This is a genomic window from Dyadobacter arcticus (assembly GCF_011762185.1).
In the GTDB taxonomy this organism is placed as follows: domain Bacteria; phylum Bacteroidota; class Bacteroidia; order Cytophagales; family Spirosomataceae; genus Dyadobacter; species Dyadobacter arcticus.
Genome location: NZ_JAASQJ010000004.1, coordinates 601,157 through 622,622 on the forward strand (window position 1 = coordinate 601,157; position 21,466 = coordinate 622,622).

16 protein-coding genes are annotated in these 21,466 nt (G+C 42.5%); 7 read left to right on the forward strand and 9 right to left on the reverse strand.

The window, feature by feature from the left end; genetic code table 11:
- Nucleotides 1-169: 169 nt before the first annotated feature.
- The 5 genes from FHS68_RS21440 to FHS68_RS21460 form a co-directional block, all read right to left on the reverse strand.
- Nucleotides 170-2,821: an ABC transporter permease gene (locus FHS68_RS21440; RefSeq protein ID WP_167274638.1), complete on the reverse strand. Its 2,652-nt coding sequence runs from the start codon at nucleotides 2,819-2,821 to the stop codon at nucleotides 170-172.
- 1 nt (nucleotide 2,822) lies between these two features.
- Nucleotides 2,823-3,152, reverse strand: a complete 330-nt coding sequence (locus FHS68_RS21445) for a PadR family transcriptional regulator (protein WP_167274641.1) — start codon at nucleotides 3,150-3,152, stop codon at nucleotides 2,823-2,825.
- A 718-nt stretch (nucleotides 3,153-3,870) separates the two neighbouring features.
- A complete protein-coding gene (locus tag FHS68_RS21450; protein WP_167274643.1) occupies nucleotides 3,871-4,467 on the reverse strand; it encodes a DUF1572 family protein in 597 nt (198 codons plus the stop codon).
- Nucleotides 4,468-4,754: 287 nt separating this feature from the next.
- Nucleotides 4,755-5,522 (reverse strand): transposase, encoded by a 768-nt coding sequence (locus FHS68_RS21455; protein WP_229212005.1) that lies wholly within the window; start codon nucleotides 5,520-5,522, stop codon nucleotides 4,755-4,757.
- 89 nt (nucleotides 5,523-5,611) lie between these two features.
- A complete protein-coding gene (locus tag FHS68_RS21460; RefSeq protein WP_167274646.1) occupies nucleotides 5,612-6,286 on the reverse strand; it encodes a transposase in 675 nt (224 codons plus the stop codon).
- A gap of 94 nt (nucleotides 6,287-6,380) precedes the next feature.
- Between FHS68_RS21460 and FHS68_RS21465 the strand changes: the two genes are divergently transcribed.
- Nucleotides 6,381-7,343, forward strand: coding sequence for a hypothetical protein (locus tag FHS68_RS21465; RefSeq protein ID WP_167274649.1), 963 nt, complete (start codon nucleotides 6,381-6,383; stop codon nucleotides 7,341-7,343).
- 234 nt (nucleotides 7,344-7,577) lie between these two features.
- Here FHS68_RS21465 and FHS68_RS21470 read toward each other — a convergent pair whose 3' ends face one another.
- Nucleotides 7,578-8,957 carry a serine hydrolase domain-containing protein gene (locus tag FHS68_RS21470; RefSeq protein WP_167274651.1) on the reverse strand — a complete coding sequence of 460 codons (1,380 nt, stop codon included), beginning with the start codon at nucleotides 8,955-8,957 and terminating at the stop codon, nucleotides 7,578-7,580.
- Nucleotides 8,958-9,457: 500 nt separating this feature from the next.
- On the opposite strand from FHS68_RS21470, the gene FHS68_RS21475 reads away from it, so the two are divergent.
- Together FHS68_RS21475 and FHS68_RS21480 are read left to right on the forward strand one after the other, a co-directional pair.
- The gene (locus FHS68_RS21475; RefSeq protein ID WP_167274654.1) at nucleotides 9,458-9,919 is read left to right on the forward strand and encodes a GNAT family N-acetyltransferase; all 462 of its coding nucleotides are present in this window, start codon (nucleotides 9,458-9,460) and stop codon (nucleotides 9,917-9,919) included.
- A 312-nt stretch (nucleotides 9,920-10,231) separates the two neighbouring features.
- Nucleotides 10,232-11,464 carry an amidohydrolase family protein gene (locus FHS68_RS21480; protein WP_167274657.1) on the forward strand — a complete coding sequence of 411 codons (1,233 nt, stop codon included), beginning with the start codon at nucleotides 10,232-10,234 and terminating at the stop codon, nucleotides 11,462-11,464.
- Nucleotides 11,465-11,992: 528 nt separating this feature from the next.
- On the opposite strand, the gene FHS68_RS21485 is transcribed toward FHS68_RS21480, so the two are convergent.
- Both FHS68_RS21485 and FHS68_RS21490 read right to left on the reverse strand, forming a co-directional pair.
- Entirely contained in the window at nucleotides 11,993-12,394 is a 402-nt protein-coding gene (locus tag FHS68_RS21485; RefSeq protein ID WP_167274660.1) for a DoxX family protein, read from the reverse strand.
- A 544-nt stretch (nucleotides 12,395-12,938) separates the two neighbouring features.
- Nucleotides 12,939-14,021 (reverse strand): serine hydrolase domain-containing protein, encoded by a 1,083-nt coding sequence (locus FHS68_RS21490; protein WP_167274662.1) that lies wholly within the window; start codon nucleotides 14,019-14,021, stop codon nucleotides 12,939-12,941.
- 331 nt (nucleotides 14,022-14,352) lie between these two features.
- On the opposite strand from FHS68_RS21490, the gene FHS68_RS21495 reads away from it, so the two are divergent.
- The 3 genes from FHS68_RS21495 (at nucleotide 14,353) to FHS68_RS21505 (ending at nucleotide 16,724) form a co-directional block, all read left to right on the forward strand.
- Nucleotides 14,353-14,985: a hypothetical protein gene (locus FHS68_RS21495; RefSeq protein WP_167274665.1), complete on the forward strand. Its 633-nt coding sequence runs from the start codon at nucleotides 14,353-14,355 to the stop codon at nucleotides 14,983-14,985.
- Nucleotides 14,986-15,310: 325 nt separating this feature from the next.
- Nucleotides 15,311-15,979 (forward strand): hypothetical protein, encoded by a 669-nt coding sequence (locus FHS68_RS21500; protein WP_167274666.1) that lies wholly within the window; start codon nucleotides 15,311-15,313, stop codon nucleotides 15,977-15,979.
- A 337-nt stretch (nucleotides 15,980-16,316) separates the two neighbouring features.
- A complete protein-coding gene (locus tag FHS68_RS21505; protein WP_167274669.1) occupies nucleotides 16,317-16,724 on the forward strand; it encodes a hypothetical protein in 408 nt (135 codons plus the stop codon).
- Between the two features lie 430 nt (nucleotides 16,725-17,154).
- Here the strand turns inward: FHS68_RS21505 and FHS68_RS21510 are convergent, their stop codons facing one another.
- Nucleotides 17,155-19,833 carry a reprolysin-like metallopeptidase gene (locus tag FHS68_RS21510; RefSeq protein WP_167274671.1) on the reverse strand — a complete coding sequence of 893 codons (2,679 nt, stop codon included), beginning with the start codon at nucleotides 19,831-19,833 and terminating at the stop codon, nucleotides 17,155-17,157.
- A 662-nt stretch (nucleotides 19,834-20,495) separates the two neighbouring features.
- On the opposite strand from FHS68_RS21510, the gene FHS68_RS21515 reads away from it, so the two are divergent.
- On the forward strand, nucleotides 20,496-21,227 hold the full coding sequence (locus tag FHS68_RS21515) for a hypothetical protein (protein WP_167274674.1): 732 nt from the start codon (nucleotides 20,496-20,498) through the stop codon (nucleotides 21,225-21,227).
- Nucleotides 21,228-21,466 lie beyond the last annotated feature (239 nt).

Consider the following 21,466-nt stretch of genomic DNA (forward strand, 5'->3'; position numbering starts at 1 on the left):
AATGGGCTCATTTTTCTTGCTAGTACTTCAAAGGTTTAATAATCAGTTAATTACTTAGGCCTATAATCTCTTGGCTTAATACGTTTACCAAATAATATTTTGTTGTATAACAGGCCTTATGTTCAGCGCGGCCACTTTTAGTCGGCGTATGTCTAATTAAGACAAGCCGTCATTCGGACCGCAGGCTCTTGACTGGGTCCATTCGGACCGCCTTTAAAGCTCTATAAAAAACTGTGATTAATGCGATCAAAAATGTGGATGCAAGCGTTAATATGAATACCCAAACATCAATTTTGATTTGGAACTTGAAATCCTGCAGCCAGCCGTTCATCACCCACCAAGCAATTGGTGCGGCAATGGCGAACGCAATCAGGATCAGGGCCGAAAACTCCTTTCCAAAAATCCAGAGCACCTCGAAAATGCTGCCACCTAGTACCTTACGGATGCCTATCTCCTTTGTTTTTTGGGCTGCCATAAATGAGACCAAACCATACAAGCCAAGCGCCCCGATGAAGATCGCGACGAAAGAAAATACCTGGATCAGTTTGAGCATACGTTCTTCGGTTTCGTAGAACCGGGCGATGCTTTCATCCAGAAACTGGGATTCGAAGATCTGATCGGGATATTTCGCCGTCCAGGCCTTTTCAATGGCCGACATGGTATTCTTTACATTCGCCAGATTCACTTTGATGGCCAGCACGGAGTAATTGGGATTGAAAGTGGTAATGGCTATGGCATTGATGTCTTCGTGGAAGGACCGGTCATGAAAATCTTTGACGACACCAACGATCGGGGCTACCATCGTTCCTCCATTTGCGGCAATGACCTTACCGATCGCTTCCTGAGGTGTTTTGAAATTCAATTTTCTGGTAAATGCTTCATTGACAAGAAACTCCCGCACTGAATCGGTCGGGAAGATATTTCTTCCTGCCGCAAGTTCCAGACCAAAAGTGGTAATATAATCTGCGTCAGCAGCTTTGATGCTCGTCGGGAAACTAACCTCTTCCGATTGATTGTCAAACCAGATACTGTTATTCCACGCCTCCGAGGAAGCGGGTGCCGAAAAACAAAGTGATACTTTTTCAACACCGGCAATCGCTGAAATTTCGCTTTTGAGTGTCTTCAATTTTACATTCGTGCTATCGATGCCCAGTGGAAGCATGATGATAGCTTCTTTATCAAATCCCAGATTGGCCTGGTTGGCATACCGCATTTGATTGATAATCACTACCATCCCAATGATCAGGATCTGAGAAATTGCAAACTGGATCACGATCAGTATCCGGCGTGTATTGAAGCCGCCGATACTGGCTTGCGACATTTTACCTTTCAACGCGGCGATAGGCTGGAAACGCGCCAGGACAAGACCGGGATAAGAACCTGCGAAAAAGGTCACTATGATTCCCAATATTAAAATAAATGACAACAATAACCTGTCAGAAAACAGATTAACGGACATTTTGGTATCAAAAAAGGAATTGGCGATCGGTAGGATCAGACATGCGAGAACCAATGCGATGATAATTGCAGCCGTTGAAATCACTAATGTTTCGGAAAGAAATTGCCAGAAAAGTTGCCCTTTACCGCCCCCCAAAACTTTCCGAACCCCAACTTCTTTGGATCTCTTGAACGCTTGTGCAGTCGCAAGATTGACAAAATTGGCGCATGCGGTGGCTATCAAAAACAGACCAATGACCGACAGGATCCATAAATTCCGCCTTTCCATCGGGCCGTCGTACCGGGAATCAAAATGGACGTCCGCGAGCTGCTGTAACTTATAATGGTGCACGTTTTTATTCGTTGGCCGGTATCTTTTGACATAACCTGGGAACACTTTTTCAACCTGGGATACTGTTACACCGGGCCGTAACCGGACAAAACACTGCATCACATCCTGGATGCCACCCCACGAGTCATCGCTGGCCAGCCACGGACTAAATGCTTTCAAATTATTGTAGGAGACATAAATACCCGTTTTCCGGTCCGAATTTTCAGGCAGGTTTTTCAAAACCCCTGTCACGGTGAAAGCAATTTTGTTATCGAACCAAAATACCTTTCCAATCGGATTTTCCTGGGCGAAATACTTTTCTGCGATCTTCTCGGTAATAATGGCCGTTCCAGGGGCCTCCAACGCCGTCGCCTTATTACCTTGTAGTAACGGAAAGTTGAAAATCTCAAAAAAATCAGATTCTGCAAATGCCAGATCATCCTTAAACTTCCTGAGCTCCTTTCCATTCTTTAGTGTAATGAGTGACTCTTCGAAAGTCGCGATCCGGGCAACTTTTTCTCCGAAAGTATAGTCGTTCCTGAAAACCTTGCCCAACGGAGCAGGTACACTTCGCTGGTAGTCGATATTGTCACGGTGCTGTTCGGTGACGATCCGGTATATCCTGTCGGAATCCGCGTGAAAATTATCAAAACTCAGGTGGTATCGCACCAACATAAAAATCAGGATCGCGCAGCTCATTCCCAGTGCAAGTCCCGCAATGTTGATCAGGGTGTATGCCTTGTTACTTTTCAGGTTTCTCGCTGCGACTTTCATGTAATTACTAAGCATGGCTATTGGGTTGGATTTTGAAAAATCGGCTGAATAATGTGGTAGGCGGCCCGGTTCCGCGATTCTCCGCCAAAGCCGGGGATGGATCAGAAGCATTATATCCAGTAGGTAAAGCCATTGCGCCGGCATGCGGCCTAAACGCGTACACCGTTGTTGGAACAGTTCAAAAAGGTCGCCAAGGATTTCCTCACGCAGGTGCGGGGCAGCGATCCTTTCAATGAGACGTTCGGCCCAGCGTGGTGGCAAATAGTTTGAAGATTTCATATCAATTGCCGAATGCAGTTTCTGAAATACCATCCCAAAGCTCATTGCGCACTCGTCGTGCCTCACGCAGCGCATGTTCGCCTGCCATTGTTATTATATAAAGTCGTTTACGTCGTCCGCCCCGTTCGGCCGAAGCCTCTCCGAACCGGGATTTGACCATCTTCTTCTCTTCCAGCCGCTGCATGGTCCGGTGCACAACACCCAGGCTCACGGGTCTGCCTAAACGTTTATTTAATGCTTCCAAAATGGCCACACTGTAAGCGTCATCGTAAAGCATGGCAATCGATAGCAACACGACCTCTTCAAATTCGCCTAATTGGGTACCTTTCATGTCTAATTTGAACTGGATTCCAAATATATCTTTTTACTTTGCATAGCAAATCAGAAGCCAGGAAATAAAATTGGTCCTAACTCGCTAGAATAGAAGATAATTGGAAATTAAAATTAAGTGTTTTGTCCGATTTTGGCCGCCTACTGTTCAGATTCGAACATTTGCTCGCATGGCTTATTCGGTTTAGATTGCTTGCCCGGCAGCAGCATCTTAAAGAGCCACGTTCTGTGCGGTTATAAACGTGACAAATTAATTATCGAGGCCGTGTTGATGGTACCGGGCTTTCATCCAATAGGGGAGAACCATTGATTCAGGTGCATTTCTGGCTCGCCTTGAACAAATCCTAGGTAAATAATTAAGTGCTTCTCTCTAAGGATTCGGTTAAATACTCGACTAATTATGAAAAAGGATCATTGAAACAGGAATTTGTAACCCTTATCGAAAAACAAAGGAATTTGTTCTCATAACAGGCCCTGAAATTAAGTAGTTTTTCTTCCATAACACCATGAGCTGACTAGGTGATGTAGAAGTACAATTTCCCGACGACTGACTAATGCAAATTCACCGGTTCGGAATTTGTCTTACAAAGTCAGTAGAGGGGTAATATTTGATACACTGAATTGTGAGATAACAATTTGAGACTGCGGATAAGTCGGTTGAGGTAAAATCGAGAGTCCAGGCTCAGCGTTGTCAGAAATGGAGGTTTTTTGCGACTGAGTTATGATTTAGTCAGATCATCAGTAAAATGCTCAGTATGATTTGGTTGAGCAAATTTGTCGCTATTATATGCCTGAGAGGTGCCGCGTGGAATAGATAGGGACTTCCAGTTCTCACCCATTACCATTTTACCTATAAAAACGATTTGACCAATATGGTATGGATAATGAGCCAGTTGTCTATTAATTGCCTGAATAACTGTATGACCTTGATTTCGTATAAAAATCTCCTTATTTAAATCTACAATGCTGATTTCTTCAAGGGCTTTAAACAGACATGCCCAACCACTATTCCAAATCTCAAATAATTGAGTTTTTGACTGAATATCATTTTGAAACTCGCTTTCCCGTTGACGCCAATCCTTTTCGCCATCGGCAGTAAGAAAGTCGGTCCACCTTGACAGCATATTGCCAGAGAGATGTTTTACAATAATGCCAATACTATTACTATCTGGATGAATTTGACTAAAAAGGGCTTCTTCGGGTAACTGATTAATGGTCTGCTCCCCTAACCACTTATAATACTGAAATTGTTTTTTAACGCTATCTAGATAGTCAGCAGATTGTGCATTGAAAGGGTTGTCAAGGGGACTTAGCATATAGTCTGAAAACAAATGGTAGATAATTACAAGAGCAATTCCGCATGAAAATACTCCATAATCTTACTTCACCTTAGTAGCAGCAAAGGATCAGGAACGAACTGGGCAAAGTGCGTTCTCCTTGTACAAAACCAAGAACTTTGCTAAAACGCTTCTCACCCTCTTGTTCTGTGTTCCGTCATTTAACATAAAAAGGGTTATCCGATTCCGAATTGGTCAATCTCACGAAACCCTCGTGGCTGTTGCACAACTGCAGTTCAAACTTCTTACGCTAGTTCAGGGTCGGATCATGTGAACGAAAAACCAAATTCTGCACCCAGAAGACAGGTGAATCTGTCCAATTGCTCTGAGAGGTAATCTTTGGCCTTATGAAGGGCATTTTCAGCTACCTTCTTAGGGTTACACTTCAAATATTTTTTAATATTAAAGGCAATCGCCGCCATCAGCATCGTTTTATGAGCGCCATCAATTCCGAGTACGGGAATCTTGTCGAGCCCATAATATTGTGTTAAGCTGCCAAAGACCGGTTCGACTGTTCCCTGCCTCAGACCTTTCATGCGTTTCCCGGCTGTCGTGTGTTGGCGTAAATAAGCACGCTGATATTCTTCCTCATAGATCGTCTTTACAATTCTCTTCGTGCCAGCCTTTGGAATACATTCCTGTTTCAATGGGCATGTCGTGCAGTCACTTCTTGTAGTCCAGTATGCCTTTAGGGGCTTACCTTCTGCGCTGTACTCGAGAGACCGAAACGGTAACTTTTTCCCATTGGGACAAGTGTAGGAGTCTGTTTCCTTATTGTAATCAAAGCCATCCACCTGCGGTCTGAACTTTCCGAAGACTGGAATCCATCCAGTGATTTTGCGCTTTTCCAGGAATCGATAATTGTATCCGTTGGAATAGCCTGCATCAGCCATCAGGTCAGTTAGTCTCAGGTGATTTCTACTGAGTCTATCCTGCAAGACACTGATGATTCTAGGTAAGTATTGGCTGTCACGACCGTCAGCAAAGTCGGCTTGGATATGACTTATCACCCCATGGGCAGCATCAACAGACATTGAACAATGATAATTGAATTTTCTCGTTTTGCCTGGTTTAATGGAGATTCTGGCATCTGGATCACGCGGGTTGTAATGTGTTTTATTGCTTAATAGCTGCGCTTTTCATTATTGGCACCCAGCCGATTTGACTTGGTAGCCTTTAAATTGTCTTGGTGCTTTGCCAGGCGTTTAAGTTGATTAGGATTCGCAGTCATAGCGGTCTTGTTACCTTGGTCACCTTCCTTTTCACCCCTATTGTCGGAGTCGACTGCTGTAAGATGCGCTTTAATTGACTGTGCCGGAACCCTCAATTCAAGGTTTTCTATTGATGCATTTGCTTTCACAGGTGCAGAATCGACGGCATGAGTGTGACCGGATACCATTCCTTTTTCAACGCACATGGCAAAGACCTTATCAAACAACGACTCGAAGAGCAAAGCGGGATATAGTTGCCTGGTCCGGCTAACAGTAGAGTGCCAAGGTAACGGTTCGTCAATATCATAGCCGATGAAGTACAGAATATCCATCCGCATTGAGCAATGCTCTAACAGACGACGATCAGATGTGATATTTTCCAGATAGCCTGTCAGCATCAATTTGAAGAAAACGACGGGATCAATTGATGGATTCCCCGTTTTGCCATACAGCTCGCGAGTGTCCCTGTATAAAAATTGCAAATCGAGCGTTTCGCTGAGCCTGCGATAGAAATTTTCCTTAGGAACGCGATCTGAAAGTTGGAAGCTGATGAAGAGCTTTTCCGAGTAATTTTTCCTTCCTTGCATTCCTGAAGTTACGAAAAAATTAGGTGTTCGAAAAGGGCGAAAATCGGCTAATTTAAAAATTAGAAAACATTTATCAGGTAAAAGTCGAACACAAATGAAATGCGAAAGCTGCAGAATAAATGATGTTGAGGTTGAAGAACTGGCTGATGAAGGAGAAAACCCCTACTACTTATGTGATCCGTGCTATGAAAGGTTGTTAAATAAGGCACTTAGGCCTCTGGAGTTTTTCAACCTCGCTGCAATACATGGGCACGGTTACTATTTACATGATGATTTCTATGACTATGAAACAGGCAATGCTACCCAACCACACATTGAGGTGATTGACGCAGGCAATTACCCGTTTCCTGACTTAGAGCAAATCAAAAATGACCTGAATCGCCTAATTGACTTATCATTTGTTCAATATATTACAGACGACATCATTATCGAACGGCTTTCCAATTTTGAGAAAACTGAAGTCATGAAGATAGTTGCCGAGAAGGTACTATACAATCGTGCAATCAACTACAAGGCGTACGAAATTGTTGGTAAGGTGGTAGGATTGGAGGCAGCAGGCTGGATTAAAAGTGAATGGATCAGCCGACGAGAAAACGAACTTTCAATCTTCGCAGAGGCGCTGGCAAAATGCCTACTATTTGAAGAGGCATTCGCGATCATTACGACAGAGCTTGAGAATGGCGATGATAAGTTTTTATCCGAAAATGTTTCAGCTCTAATCTATTTTAAAAATGAGAGGACGCTCGACTGGATAGAGAAGGTCAGCCACCGGATCACAAACGTCTCGTCTTTTTGGGGACAGCTCGCAGCGAGTTCAGAATTTAACTGGGAGCGGGCAACACAATGGCTAAGAAATGGTAGGCCTCTAAGTCTGATAGCTCTTGACGGTTTAATTTTTTGTACTAGTGCAGGAAACAGACAAAATCAATCTCTATGGCTGCGGGCCTTAGATCCGCGACTGGAAGGCGGCCCTAGCTCAGAAGTCATTGCTAATACGCTTCAAGAATATTTAAACGTGGATAGTGTTCCAAGAACAAAAAATGCGGTAAGTGCATAATTGACTCCTTATCAACAATCTATCCAAATTGACACGTTGATACCACAACGACTACTTCATGCACTAATAAAATCCATTATAATAACTACGCAATCAAATACCGAGTTGTGCAACAGCCACGTCCGAAATTTGCAACAAATCATATTTACAGCGAGATGTGCAGTCTCACGTTCGAGGGTTTTATGAGAAATTGGGAATCTGTTGAAAAAATTGAAAATCTACCAGATTAGTCAGTTATCTGATTTTTCTGACCAGAGCGCGCATGTCCTCAATTTGTATCTCAAATCCATCTACTTTTCCGGAGGTGTCTTTGGTAAATACATGATTGTTCGGAAATACTTCATAACAAATAAATTGGCCAGAAGAAGTAAAATGCATCTGCCATGCATCAGGCATCCTGCTGTCTTTTAAGTATAGTTTACCATCCTTGTTATAAATTTCAAGTTTTGTCGGAGAGCCCCCTTCGGCAAAACCATACATGCCAACATATTTGCCCATTTCCTGTGCACTGACTGAAATGTCCTTCACATTTGCCTTTTGGGCGGCCAGGCTGGCGGCAAAAAGCGATGGGGTCATTGTGTTCTTATCGGATCCATTGCTCAGCATGGTTACATACACATCTTCGGTCGGCAGGTATATCTCAAAAGATGAAAAACCGTTGATATTTCCGCTATGCTGCCATGCCTGACCATCTGCAAGCGGCTGTAATCCAAAGCCAAACCCGTAATTTGTTTTTTCGCCGTTGCTTAATGTAAAAGGTGTAACTGCCTGTTTGAAAGTTTCAGGTTTCAGTATCTTATTTTCAATCAATCCCTTTTGCCATTTAAACAGGTCATCCACCGTCATCATCAAAGCACCCGCCGAATAGGTCGCTGATGCATTCAGGTATTCAGCATTGCTCACAGTAGTATCGGACATTCCGGAATAACCTTTTACCCTGTTTTTTACGATTGTTAAGGGGTAGTCGAAAAATGCGTGATCCATTCCAAGAGGTTTGAAAATATTCTCTGTTAAGTATTCAGCGTAAGATTTTTGGCTCATTTTTTCAATGATAAAACCAAGTAAAATATATCCCGAGTTGCTATAATGATATCCAGTGCCGGGAGAAAAATCGAATGGTTGATTTTTGAAAATCGCGATAATATCAGCCGGTTTATTGTCCTTTTTACCCAAGTCCACATCAGGGTGTTCAATCTCCGTATAGTTTTTTATTCCGGAGGTATGCGACAGCAGATTTGCAATTGTGACTGTCTGGCCGTTTGTGGGGTAGTCGGGAACATACTTTTTTATGTCATCCTTCAGATCTAACAGCCCTTTTTCGGCCAAATGCAAAATGGCCACGGCTGTAAATTGTTTGGTCAGCGAAGCAATGCGAAACACGTGCGCAGTCGTCATGGGCACATTCAATTCCAAGTCAGCCATGCCAAATGCTTTTTTGTAAATAACTTCCCCTTTTTTGGACACCAGCATGGCACATCCGACGCTGTTGTTTTTAAACTTCGCAGCCAGCAATCGATCCAGCGTTTGTGTAAGCTGCTTACCTTCTGGAAATGATTGTGCGGTTGCGCAAAAAGCAATGGACATAAACAGCAGCAAGTTCGGTAGAAATTTCATATACGTCCCGTTTAGTTAGTTTAAGCTAATTAATCGGATAATCGAAAATGAAAACTATACCAAAACAAAAACTCACTGAATAACAATAAGTTATAAACTATAACTTAAAAAAAATGTCCGTTAGCGTACAGCATGTGTCCGCTTAAAGCTGGACTTTCATTTAACTGAGATTTTTGCCGAAAGGAAAAAGCACCTGATCAAAGTGTGGGTTTACACAGGTCTTGTATCCTACTAAGAAAGGCAAAGGTGTCAGTACCTTCATACAGGCTCAAAATTCTCTTTTTCCATGACTCGTATAAAAAAAGAACTGGTGGTGAATTCGGATTTGTGGACTAAAGTAGCCTGATGATTTTTTCATAGGATCGCTGTGTCATAAAACGTCCAAACAATGCGCTGAGATTTTGGCGCGAATGGGAGGGATGACTGTCTCACGCTCGAGCATTTTGAGACATTGGAACGTAAAATCCAATATCTTCGGCTCTTACCTATTTTTGATATAGATGAAACTAAATTTAACATATCGATTAGCAACCGAAGCTGACTTGCCCCGTATTGTCGAAATGCTTTTAGATGATCCTTTCGGGGCGTTAAGAGAAAAAGTGGAGCTAGGAAATATTCAACCCTACCTCATTGCTTTCAAGAATATCCGGGAAGAAAAGAACCACGAGCTGACAATCATTGAGTTGGATGGTGAAATTGTAGGAACATATCATTTAACGTTCAATCAATACCTCACGCACCAAGGTGGATTAAGGGCGCAAATAGAAGCAGTAAGAGTAGCATCAGATTATCGTGGTAAAGGTGTCGGCAGACAGATGTTCAATTATGCAATTGACCGTGCAAGAGAGAGAGGTTGTTATCTTGTGCAATTAACCACTGACAAAAAGCGACCCGAGGCATTAAAGTTTTATTATGAATTAGGGTTTGTAGACAGCCATGAAGGAATGAAGCTTAAAATCTAATAATGTTAGGAGCGAATTAAGTGCCAGTCTCATAAAACGTCCCCATCTGTGCGACTAGCATAGACCCCTCATGAGCAAAGGAATGAGCGTCTCACGTTCGAGCGTTTTGTGAGAGTTTGGCTAAGTCATTTCGAATTTACTTAGCGATCTAATCACCAACTAATGCCCTTGCGGAAATTAAAAAGCGGACACGGCTGTCCGAAACCGTACGACAAAGTCGAAAAAAGTGGCTCTTATGAGTATCCAGAGCCGGTTTCTAATCTTGGTATGATAGTTGACTTTCTTTCAGAGGGATCACGCTAAACTATTTCCATGACCATTCGCATTTACACAATCTTGATCTACTTGACCGTCCTTCTGGATGTCAGTGCCCAAGACAGATTAACGGTTATCAAGGCCAAAGCACTCGTCGACGTTCGCAACGGCCAACTGATTACACCAGCCCTGATATACTGCCGGCAGGGAAAAATAGAAAAGATAGATAACGGCCCTAACATACCTGCTGATGCAATTATCATCGACCTGGGAGGTAAATACCTGTTGCCTGGCTTGGTGGACGCTCACAGCCATTTGTGCCATGAATACCAATATGAATTAGAAAAGGTATCGGGAGCGAATATCGTAACAGAAACGACCATCACCGATAATGCCACGCGGGCGTTGATTGGCGCCCGCAACGCCCGGGACATGTTATTCGCGGGTTACACGACGGTAAGGGACCTGGGCAATTCAGGCGAGAATACCGACGTTGCATTGCGCGAGGCCATCAACAAGAACTGGCTTCCGGGGCCGCGCATTTACGCCGCAACCCGCGCTTTATCCCCGATTGGGGGACAGTTCAGTAAAATGACAGCGGATGCCCGAAAGGTTCTTGTACCAAAGGAGTATATTGAGATCTCCGGCGTGGAAGAAGCCCGCAAAGCAGTAAGAGAAGCGATCTTTAACGGGGCCGATTGCATCAAGGTCATCGTCAATAACAATCAACTCTCTCTGAATCAAGATGAATTGACTGCAATAGTTCAAGAGGCCAAGGTGGCCAACCTGAAAGTTGCCGCGCATGCCACCAACGGAGACCAGCCAGCTTTGAACGCCATCAACGCCGGAGTAAATTCAATTGAACACGGCTACACGCTGTCTGCACCAGTATTGAAATTAATGGCTGAAAAGGGAATTTATCTGGTGCCAACCGACCAAACAGGCGTACCAAGATACCAGCAACGCATCAAACGCGCACTGGAGGCTGGGGTTAAGATTGCGTTTGGGTCAGATATGTATTATCACGATGCACAGCGTAACCGGGGCGAAGTGACGGTCAGTACCTATCACGCCTATACTCAATCAGGAATGAGCAATTCGCAGGTTCTCCGTTCGGCGACGATGATTTCCGGTGAACTAGTAGCCGGGCCGGGAAAGATTGGACTTTTAGAGCCTGGATATTTGGCCGACATCATTGCGGTGGACGAAGACCCACTGATGAAGATTGAAACGGTTGAACACGTCGTTTTTGTCATTAAGGAAGGAAAGGTTATTAGCCGACCTGAATAAGCCCTATATCGGCAGTGACTGAAAACTTTAACAGATCATTTTGGAAACCAAACCATTAGCTATCAGAGCCAAACAACGTCACCAAATATTCAAAACTGGATTACTAAAATCAAATGGAACAATACCAATAATGCCGGCAATCCGAAGTCAATCAAAGTTAAACTGACGTCGAAAACCGGTACTGGGAGTTCAACAGTAGATCATTCTGCCGAAAGTGCCATCTATCCGGTTACAGTTAAATATATTGGTGACATAGTATCGATGACGGTTGCTGGCACGACGCTATTTCCCAATCAATCACATTCAGGAAAAATTGATCGAAAAGGCAAAAGAATATCTTGCTGTAACAAATTTGTCGGTTGCAGAAATTGCCTATCATTTGGGCTTCGAGTACCCTTACTCATCAATAAACTGTTTAAGAAAAAGATGAATGTTTCCCACCTGGAATTTCGGCAGAATTTCAATTGAGAGATGTTTATGCTCCGGCACAGAAGCGATTGAGGACCGTACGATCAATCAGCTTAACGTTTATACCTGCTTTGCGTTCGCCGCAGCACCTGTTAATTTTAATCGTTTATGATAGAAAATATAAGAGCAGGCCAATAGGGCAACTAATACAAGCATAAATGCCCAGTCTTTAAGAGGAAAGCCTGAAGCATAAAAAGAATAAGTCGCGCCGATCAGATCAAATATGAAACCCGCATACGCCCATTCTTTAAGCCGCGGAAAACCCGGCGTAAGAATAGCTATTACGCCAAATACTTTTGCTACCGCTAAGAAATGAAATACATATGGCCTGTACCCCATAGCTTCCATCATTTTTGCGCCGTCAGGATTTTCGATAAAGCTTGATGCTGCCGAAAAAAGCATCATGGCCAAGATCAACCCGGTTGAGATCCAGTAAATATTGTTAATTGTTTTCTTGTTCATGATAATTGTAAGCTGATCGATTGCCAAGGTACTTGCAACTTTTTGGTTTCGCAAATTTGTCTGTTACTTTTCGATCTTTCAGTTTCGTAACCGCCACGATCGAGATGACATGGTAGTCGAAAGGACCAGGAATTGGCTCGACTCAGGAAAGTACTCCGCGACGCACAACTTGAACGCGATATACTAAAAAAGGCTGTCGGCATTTTCTCCAGGAGCGATGGCAAATATTCCGGTTCATAAAAAATCACCAGAAATCATTTCCCATTGAGAAGATGTGCCTGGTATTTGGAGTGAGTAGAAGCAGATTCTACACTTGGCAGAACAATGGATTGTCAAAGACAGCCATTGAAATCAAATCCTTGACAAACCTATCTATGGCCCGCTGTCGGAAGAAACTTTTAAAATGAAATGTGCCGAAATTGGAATCAAGCAGCCGAAGTTTGATCTATCGTATTAACGCCTACCTTTAGATACTCTCGAAATTGTCTTATAATTAGTCCGAAAATTGTGACTGGTTTAAGTCATGATGAATAGGGGACCTTTTCTAATCTTTTTTTTCTAATGCTTGAAATAATTTACGGAGTATAAAATATGCCCTCATGTGGGGGTACCAATTGCCATATGCACCAGAAGTAATGGCGATGACCATATTTTCTTTGGGAACAACCACCAAATGATTTCCGCCATTTCCAGACGCCCAGAAATAGTTTACTTCTCTTGTTCCAAATTTTCTTTTAGATCTGTACCAAAGCATCCCATATTCGTCTGCCAAAGGATTATAGTTCCCTATGGCAGTAGAGTGTTCATTCAGTATACGATTCATATAATCATAATCGACTAATTGCTTATTTCCCCATTTTCCTTTATTCGCAACCAACAAACCTAACTTTGCAAAGTCCAGCGTGGAAATGTAAAGATTGCCGGCAGCACCAGTCTGATTTGCTGCGTTGGTGTACCAGTAAAACTCTTTAATTTCCAGGGGGTAAAAAACTTTTTGCCCGGCAAAATCCCTTAGGCTCATGCCAGATTTTTCTTCGATGATAGCTCCAATCAAAACAGCATTGATATCTGCATAAACCCATTTTTCACCTGGCTTGCTGGATAATGGAACGCTTAACAAATAGTTTACCCATTCGTCCTTTGCTACCCATTTTCCTTCACTACCCTCCGTTTTAGGGTTATCAGAATCGGCATCTAAACCTGAAACCATATTCAACAGATGAATCAGCTTGACCTTTTTATAATCTTCGTGCATAGAAGGGTACTTCTCCTTGGAAAAGAAAGAGTAAACATTCTGATCTAAATTTTGTACCAATCCGTCTTTAATAGCCACGCCCAGGAGCAAAGCAGTAATACTCTTTCCGGCAGACCGGATATCATGTATGTGGTTCCGCCAAAATGTATTGAAGTAATTCTCCATTACAATTTTATTGTCTTTAATAACAATCAATCCACGGAAATCTCTTTGCGTGAATTTAGAAATTGTATCAATAAGAGCATTAATGGAATCTTTGTTGAAACCGGCATCTTCCGGGTTAACGACGGGAAGATTGGAGATAGCTTTCATTTGTGCATATGTGGAGAACGATAAGGACAAAAGAAAGAGGATAAGGAATTTTCGCTTCATACTTCTAATAGAGTTTATTGAGCAATAAAATGGGATATCATCAATGGACATCCTTACAAATGGTGGTACGCGGATCTGTCCAATACTGAATTTGTAAAATCGCTACTGACAGATAGCACAATCTCGTAAAGAGTCTCATCGGTACGACTGGTTTAAGGCGTGATTAGAAGGGAACGCGTGTCTCCCGTTCGAGGGTTTGGTGAGACCAGGGAAATTCATCCGACTGTTCCGAAATAGCGTGTAACCTCGAATATCTCTATTTTTCTGCTCGGCAGCTATTTATCTTGGAAACAACTAATTTAGTGTCTCACTTTACGATCGGAAAATTACTATGAATAACTTTTCCTACACATCAAGACTAGGTTGTTTCTTACTAGCGCTGGCGCTCCTAACTGCTTGCAAACATAAACGGGACGTTGATCCCGTGGAAAACGTCCCGATCGGAAAAGCCTTTGTAACGATAGAGAGCGAGGAAAAAAAAGAAACGTATATAGAGGGTAATTCCGGTATTGAATCGCTAAACCTTGCTAATTTCAGCACTGAGAATGCTAATCCTGGTCACGGAGGAGGAATTTCGATCAATGGTAAAGATAGATGGGAATTTTACTTTTACTACAGTGAAGATGAATATTATGCAAATACCGGCAACTTCACTAAGCTTTTCCATTCCGGGCCCTTTGAATTCATTAAATTAAATAGAGATTTTAAATTTTTGAACATTAGAGGTGTAGAAATTATCAAGCGATATACCAATGCCGATGGCAGTGGTGGATATAAAAGTACCGTCTACCAGGAAGATTTATCGCCTCAAAAATTCGAGGTTACTAATGCCTATTTTTACAATGAAACATACGATCGCTTCATTTGGGTCGAAGGAACTTTTGAATGCGGGATAGGATATTTTGACGACATAAAGCCTGTCAAAGGGAGGTTCCGCATAAAAGTTCAGCATAATCTCGAATGATAAATCTAACTTTCTGAAATCTCAGGATATGATCGAATGCAAATAGAAGGAGAAGGAAATTTGTCCTGTCAGAAATAGAAGTTTAGTGACGCAGGATGGATGGCTTAGAGGTATAGTTGTATGTGGCCATAGCCGGCAGTGTGGTCAACTTCTCAGTTCGTCTCCAATCAATGCAACGATCTGAATACCCTGCGTAGGGAGACAGTTGTCTAAGGAGCGAGCTAATTGCGAATCATAACAATACATCAGGAATGCTGATATTGTCTTTGAAGTTTGAATATATTGCAGTTGGAATCAATGTGGTAGGTCTTATCCATGAATATGTATGAGAAAGTTTTTTACAATTTTGGTAGTGGCCTCATTGTGCCTTGTTACTTCGGTGGAAGCCCAGCATGCGCCATTTTGGGAGTTTGGTGTTCTGGCCGAGTATGGACAGGATCGGTATCAAAAAAGTTACGCGCCTGAAATATTTTACGAAGGTTCAATTACTAATTTTTCATCAAAGTGCTCCTGGTGTGCAGGTTTTTATCTTGAAAGGTCCTTGAATCCTCATTGGTCTGTCATAGGGCAAGTATTTTATGCACAGAGAAAGGTTCAACCACAGACCTTTTACTTCCCTAGCCAGACGGCCGCTCAGTGGTATTGGAGCGAAGTGCATCATAGGGGCGTTGCCGATGCCGGGTTGCGGTGGTATCTCAACCCGCAATCAAAGATTTGTTTTTTCGCAGAAGGCAAGTTGGGGGCGAATGTATTTATTTCTGCTGTGCAACACGAACAGACTTTTGGAAGAATTGTCCATTCGAATGTTTTCGGTTTTCAGCGAACTGCACCAATTGCGTCCTGCTCGCTGGGCTTCAAATGGTCGCGACTGACCGTCTCGGCAGAATACAGGGACGATCTGCTGGTCTCAAAACGGGACGATAAAAGGACAGGGATTTCGAGTAGGGGTGTTTTTGGAAAAGTTGCGTTTACGCTGATACGTAAGGACTCATAACATATTCGGCGCTATGTGTTCTTCAAATAAATGCAGGACAATTAAAATTTGGCTCCAACTGTGCTCTGATTTGGACTACGAATATTAAAGACAGCTGTCTTAGTTATGAGGTTTTTCTGAGATTGGCAGAATTTATGTTTGGATAATTGATTTATATTATTAAGAAAACACAGAACAAGACCCTGAGTGCCGATCTGTGAAAGTTCTTAGTAAAGTATAAGGAGAGAGCACTTTTCCCATTGCGTTCCGGAGAAGCTACGGTTCAGAGAAGCTGTAACTTTTACATTGTTTGATGAAACTGAGCCGTTTATGTTTAAATAAGATCTTCAATTTAGATATGAAATCAATATCAAGCATCATTTCGAATGCTCTTTTTATGGTGTTAACCATACTGACAAATTGTATTGCACAGAATAAAAAGGATAGTTCTCATTTCCCTACATATGAAGAAATTAGAGGGAATAAAAGTGAAATCATTGACTATGTGGCACCACATAAATCGAGTAGTGACTATCAGCAGGCGATTAACGAGACAAGGATATTAGACAGATATTGGAATGCATTCAACTATCCAGCAGATAGCACAGTGTACTATCTTAATGGCAGACAAATTAAAAGTGAAAAAGAAGCCAAAAAAGAATTAGACAAGCGATCAGCCAAAATTGAACGTGTGGTCATAGGAGCAGTTGGAACTAATGGGAAGCGCGAGGTTGAAATTGATTATCAGGTAAATCCAAAGATCTAGGGCATTAAAGCTTGTCGTAGGTCAGACTGATCGACTCCAGTCGCAATTAACTTCTGAAAATAGCATCACATCTGAACAGGTAGGCGAGGTGGTGTCTCACGTTCGAGCGTTTTGTGAGGATGCGCCGCAGCCTAATTTTAGAACGGTTCAACAACCTTTATGTCACCGACAATGTTAGCATTGAAATCTTCTAAGTCCTCAGCTGGCACCCTTAACTCGTTGTGAATTGTTCCGCCGACATTGTACCGAAAAAGTGACCAACGGTAAAAAACTAAAATTTTTATTGCTTCTTATTTTTCGTGGATGTAATCCATTTTGGGACTAAAAATCAAAACCCCGGAAAATTTCCCGGGGTTGATCAGTTTATTCAACAATTCTTAAAGTCAACTTTGCTTACACAAGTATGTGTTTAGCATTGCATGTGGTTTAATTATAGTTTCACGAATTTCAGGTTCTCTGTGAAATTCGCCCCCTGGATCACAATGTGGTAAAGCCCCGAAGCAAGTGATGAAGCATCAAGCTCATATCCGCTGGTGTAGCTGGCACTTGCCGGAAGCGAGAGCACAATCTTGCCACTCTGATTGGCAACCTGAACGCTGAAAACCTGATTCTTGTGCATGTTCGGATTGAATTTCAGCTTGCCGCTGGTTGGGTTAGGATATACGGCAAGAATATCTGACGAACTGATGATTTCCAAAGTCCGGATCTGGGAATATTCGAATTTACCATCATAATCAAGCTGCTTTAAACGGAAGTAATAATGCCCTCCCGCCAGGTCATTGATGGAGTACTGATATTGATGGGAGATTTTAGAGTCACCATTTCCGTCCACATAACCCACCTTCACGAAATTCCTGGCATCCGGGCTCATTTCAATGTCGAAGCCTGCATTATTAGTTTCCTCGGAAGTTTCCCAGGTTAGTGATGCATTGTTCTTTCCTTTCAGTTCCACATTGAAGCTTGCAAGTGTAACGGGAAGTGCCGTATTAATACCAAAATTGACGTTGGAAATATCAAAGAAGATATTAGGTGTATTCGCCATAGTCCTTCCTCCAATTAAAGGCAGATCCGCATTGCTGCTACTAGCAGCGACCTTTATCCTGCCTCTTATTGTATTTGCGGTTAAAGGAAAGATAATAATGGCAATTCCGTTGTTCGGGACGGCCGATGCCAGGGTCGTTGGAAATGTCAGTCCACCGTCTGTCGAAAGCAAAATGTCCACCAATTGACAATTGATTGTCAAAGGGTCATTGGTATTATTTACACTCCATAAAATTGTTTGTGGTGAACCTGCCAAATGGCTTCCAGTTAAACCGAGCAAACTTCCCGGCGTATCGTTGGTAATTAAAAATGGGCCGGAACCTGCGTCGACAGTGACAGTGACATCCGCAAACTCAACACCACTATCATTATCCCGCACCGTTAGTCGGTGGGTCGTGGCAATGCCTATGGATGGCAATTTGTCTCCTTTCACATAATTTGAGCCATCCAGGATCGCTGATAATCTCGGGTAGTACCTCGTTCCGGGATCTGCACTCTGACTGATTGAGATTGGAGCATAAGACCTAAAAAAGGGCGGCCTGGTAGGATCAGAGATGGTTGTTGCAGTGAGATCGGCCTTCTCAATGACGTCACTAATATTGGTTCCTTCCCAAGAATAACTTAAAACATCTCCGGCATCGGCATCTGTGGCAGAACCACTCAAAGCGAAGGGTGTTGACTTCGGGATCGTCCAGGTTGCCTGCATGGTGCTAATAACGGGTATCGCATTAAATGTTGGCGTTGATGTAAAACAGGATAGCCCGGAAATGAAAGCAGTAGCCTGATCATAATTAACAGTATGAAAATTAAGAATAGGGGCGTACGGTGCTTCATAGTCGTCATTTCCAACTAAACCATCTGCAGCATCGCTGTTGTCACAAGTATATCCATAACTCATTATAGTAGTCCCAGAACCAGGTTCAACCGAAGTGTCGAGCGTCCGCGTAGTGCATACAGGTACATTACTATTATAACTATGGGTCATATTAAATTGGTGTCCAATTTCATGCTGAATGAGCTGTTGGTCGAATACATCCGCGAAAGAACCATCGCCTACACCAGAAACACCTTGGCCTTTCGTACTAGGGTCGCAAACGGAACCACGAGACGCAATGCCTCCTCCAGAACCTCCGACATATCCAAGTACATGACCGATATCGTAGCCTGCCGTGACTACAAGGTCCAGATTGGTTTGGTTTTGATCCAACATCGCTTCCTGGTCATCGTTGTTGTACGGATCCGTGCCACTGTAAACAACCTCTTCACCAGTCACTAACATCAACGCCACGCTTAATTCCTTTCTATATACTGCGTTCAGGTTGTTGACATAGTTTGTTAGAGCAATGAAGGCCAATGCAGGGGTGGCGCCTTTCTGTGCAGTAAACTCAGCATTAGCCGCCATAGCTAGTCGAAAGGTCCTGAGATCAGTACCTGTGGAGGCGGTTGCCGAAACGCGTTCATTTTTACCATTTCCATTTAAAGCGGGCGTATTACTTCCGGTATCCAAAGTGCCGCACCGGTTATTCGATGTTTTGTTTTTTTCTGTTTTCGGACTCTGGGCGTCACGGGAGAAGTAGGCCCTGTACAGATTATCTTTTACATCATTGCTGGTTTTCTCAAAATAGACCGCATCGTTTTCCACACCCAAAATGATGGCATTGAACCCGCCTGACGTCATGTTAACCCGGATTGTATACTCTTTATGAGAATTTCCTTTCCCTGCATAAGTTTTAATGTCAGGATGCTTTACCGCTATCTCCGGAGCCAGGATCGGAGATTCAAATAGGTTAAAAGTTTCAGTGGTCCCGTTTGGCAATGGAATTTCTAAATCCAATCCTTTTGCTGTTTTACTTTTAAATTCCAGTTGAGCATTTAGCAAATAATTTCTCAGGTCCCCGGTCTTCAAGCGATAGAGGGAAAGTTTGGTAATATGTTTCGTTATCGACTGATCTAACCGCGCGTTAATAGGAGCTTCTGAAAAAAATCCTTTTTGCGCGAAGGACGACGAAAGGCTGGTACTTAGTATTGTCACGACGACAATAAGCCTGTGGTAGAATTTGAATTTCATGCAGTAGAGTTGTTGAATAGATGAAAAATTAAAAGTTGAGTAAGCACTATCAGTACCGTATGAGCTGACTGAGGTCTATGGCACGTAAATGTGCACAGTAACACAGAGGTTAAGGACGTCTTTACTAGTAAAATGATAGAATGCTTATGCGAATTTGCCCACTTTTCCGAATAAATGCTACCGGTTTTACTATATTTTACCTAATAATAACAATAGAATGCGGCAAAATAGGAATTTGGGAACTGTGGTTTTAGAACTTGTACAACTGATTCTATGAGCCCAAACGTAAATTGCTATACATTGCTTGGATTGTAGCTAGGACTTACCCGCATCAAACTATGATGGCAGTGCTTGGGACTTGAAGATACTTTTACCTAATCTTGAAAAATAAATTATCGGCTTCCTTGTTTTCTAAGACAGTACCACAAAACTTCCGTTCGCTGCCAGTGGATTAGACGAGAGAGTCCAGTATTAGTGGCTCCTCAGGTGTCAAGTTGCTAATAGTTATCCGTCTATGCCAGATATTGGTAAATCGTTTTGGGCTTGATAAGGCTTTAGGAATACCAAGAACTGCACTTTTCCTTCACCTTATTGGAAGTTCGTACAAATTTTCCACCTTGATTAATGATTCAGATTTTCGAATCACCATAATGTCCAAACGTATGATGGTTAAAAAGTTCTTTGGTGTTTATGCATTTTTACTTTTAGGCGCGCTTACTAGTTGTAAGGAAAAATCTGCGGAAAATCTGGTGCCTGACAGTAAGTTGGTTCGTATCTCCCCGGAATTTGAACAATTCCTTATAGACACAAAAATTGATACGGATTTGAATCCGGACGGGCAGATCAAATATGGAGAAATTAAAGGTATAGACAGCCTAACTATTTTATTTACTGGAAATGGCAAAAGTTTGGAGGGGTTGGAATACTTCACTGATCTCAAGTATCTGAAATTCACTGGTTACCAGCAGCCAACCGATGCAACTAATCGCTATTACTATGCTTTTACAGCCGGTATAGTAAAGGAGTATATTCCCACCATAGATACATTGGACGTGAGTAGTAACCTGCATCTGGAATCTCTGGAATGCTCAGGCAATTCAGATGGGGGTGGGTACTCTTCATCAATAGGTCACCTGAAACTTGGAAAGAATGTGTCACTGAAGAGAATAATTTCACGAAGATGCATGATGCAATCCCTCGACCTTTCAGGTGTCCCGAATCTCGACAATTTGGATATTTTGGAATGTTACAATTTAACTATTGTCAGTTTATGCGAAAATACAATGATCCGATCGCTGGCTTCAAGCCAGGTCCGGGAATTCTATATATCTCCTAAGCTTTTTGTCAAGCCAAGCTGGGAGACAGGAGGAGCAGTATTTTTTGAGTGTAAGTAGATGTTACATAATCGTTTATCGAATCAAGCCATTAACATTATGATGAACAACTATGGATAAAAAGTGCGAATTACTACTGTTACGATACGTTCAGTCATCGCTACTACCTAAGCGCCGTGAGTAGGGTGACAATGTATTAGGTTGGAGGGTTTCCTGAGACTGACGAACCTGAACGCCAAAAAGGCTTACTTAAAAGATATTTGCTTGACATGATATTTAATGATGCAACTCTTTTTTGT

Coding starts and splice junctions, on each gene's coding strand:
- FHS68_RS21455 (WP_229212005.1), bottom strand. CDS start 5,522: ATGTCTGTTGATGCTGCCCATGGGGTGATAAGTCATATCCAAGCCGAC.
- FHS68_RS21460 (WP_167274646.1), bottom strand. CDS start 6,286: ATGCAAGGAAGGAAAAATTACTCGGAAAAGCTCTTCATCAGCTTCCAA.
- FHS68_RS21445 (WP_167274641.1), bottom strand. CDS start 3,152: ATGAAAGGTACCCAATTAGGCGAATTTGAAGAGGTCGTGTTGCTATCG.
- FHS68_RS21470 (WP_167274651.1), bottom strand. CDS start 8,957: ATGAAATTTCTACCGAACTTGCTGCTGTTTATGTCCATTGCTTTTTGC.
- FHS68_RS21515 (WP_167274674.1), top strand. CDS start 20,496: ATGATGGTTAAAAAGTTCTTTGGTGTTTATGCATTTTTACTTTTAGGC.
- FHS68_RS21450 (WP_167274643.1), bottom strand. CDS start 4,467: ATGCTAAGTCCCCTTGACAACCCTTTCAATGCACAATCTGCTGACTAT.
- FHS68_RS21465 (WP_167274649.1), top strand. CDS start 6,381: ATGAAATGCGAAAGCTGCAGAATAAATGATGTTGAGGTTGAAGAACTG.
- FHS68_RS21485 (WP_167274660.1), bottom strand. CDS start 12,394: ATGAACAAGAAAACAATTAACAATATTTACTGGATCTCAACCGGGTTG.
- FHS68_RS21500 (WP_167274666.1), top strand. CDS start 15,311: ATGAGAAAGTTTTTTACAATTTTGGTAGTGGCCTCATTGTGCCTTGTT.
- FHS68_RS21495 (WP_167274665.1), top strand. CDS start 14,353: ATGAATAACTTTTCCTACACATCAAGACTAGGTTGTTTCTTACTAGCG.
- FHS68_RS21440 (WP_167274638.1), bottom strand. CDS start 2,821: ATGAAATCTTCAAACTATTTGCCACCACGCTGGGCCGAACGTCTCATT.
- FHS68_RS21490 (WP_167274662.1), bottom strand. CDS start 14,021: ATGAAGCGAAAATTCCTTATCCTCTTTCTTTTGTCCTTATCGTTCTCC.
- FHS68_RS21475 (WP_167274654.1), top strand. CDS start 9,458: ATGAAACTAAATTTAACATATCGATTAGCAACCGAAGCTGACTTGCCC.
- FHS68_RS21505 (WP_167274669.1), top strand. CDS start 16,317: ATGAAATCAATATCAAGCATCATTTCGAATGCTCTTTTTATGGTGTTA.
- FHS68_RS21510 (WP_167274671.1), bottom strand. CDS start 19,833: ATGAAATTCAAATTCTACCACAGGCTTATTGTCGTCGTGACAATACTA.
- FHS68_RS21480 (WP_167274657.1), top strand. CDS start 10,232: ATGACCATTCGCATTTACACAATCTTGATCTACTTGACCGTCCTTCTG.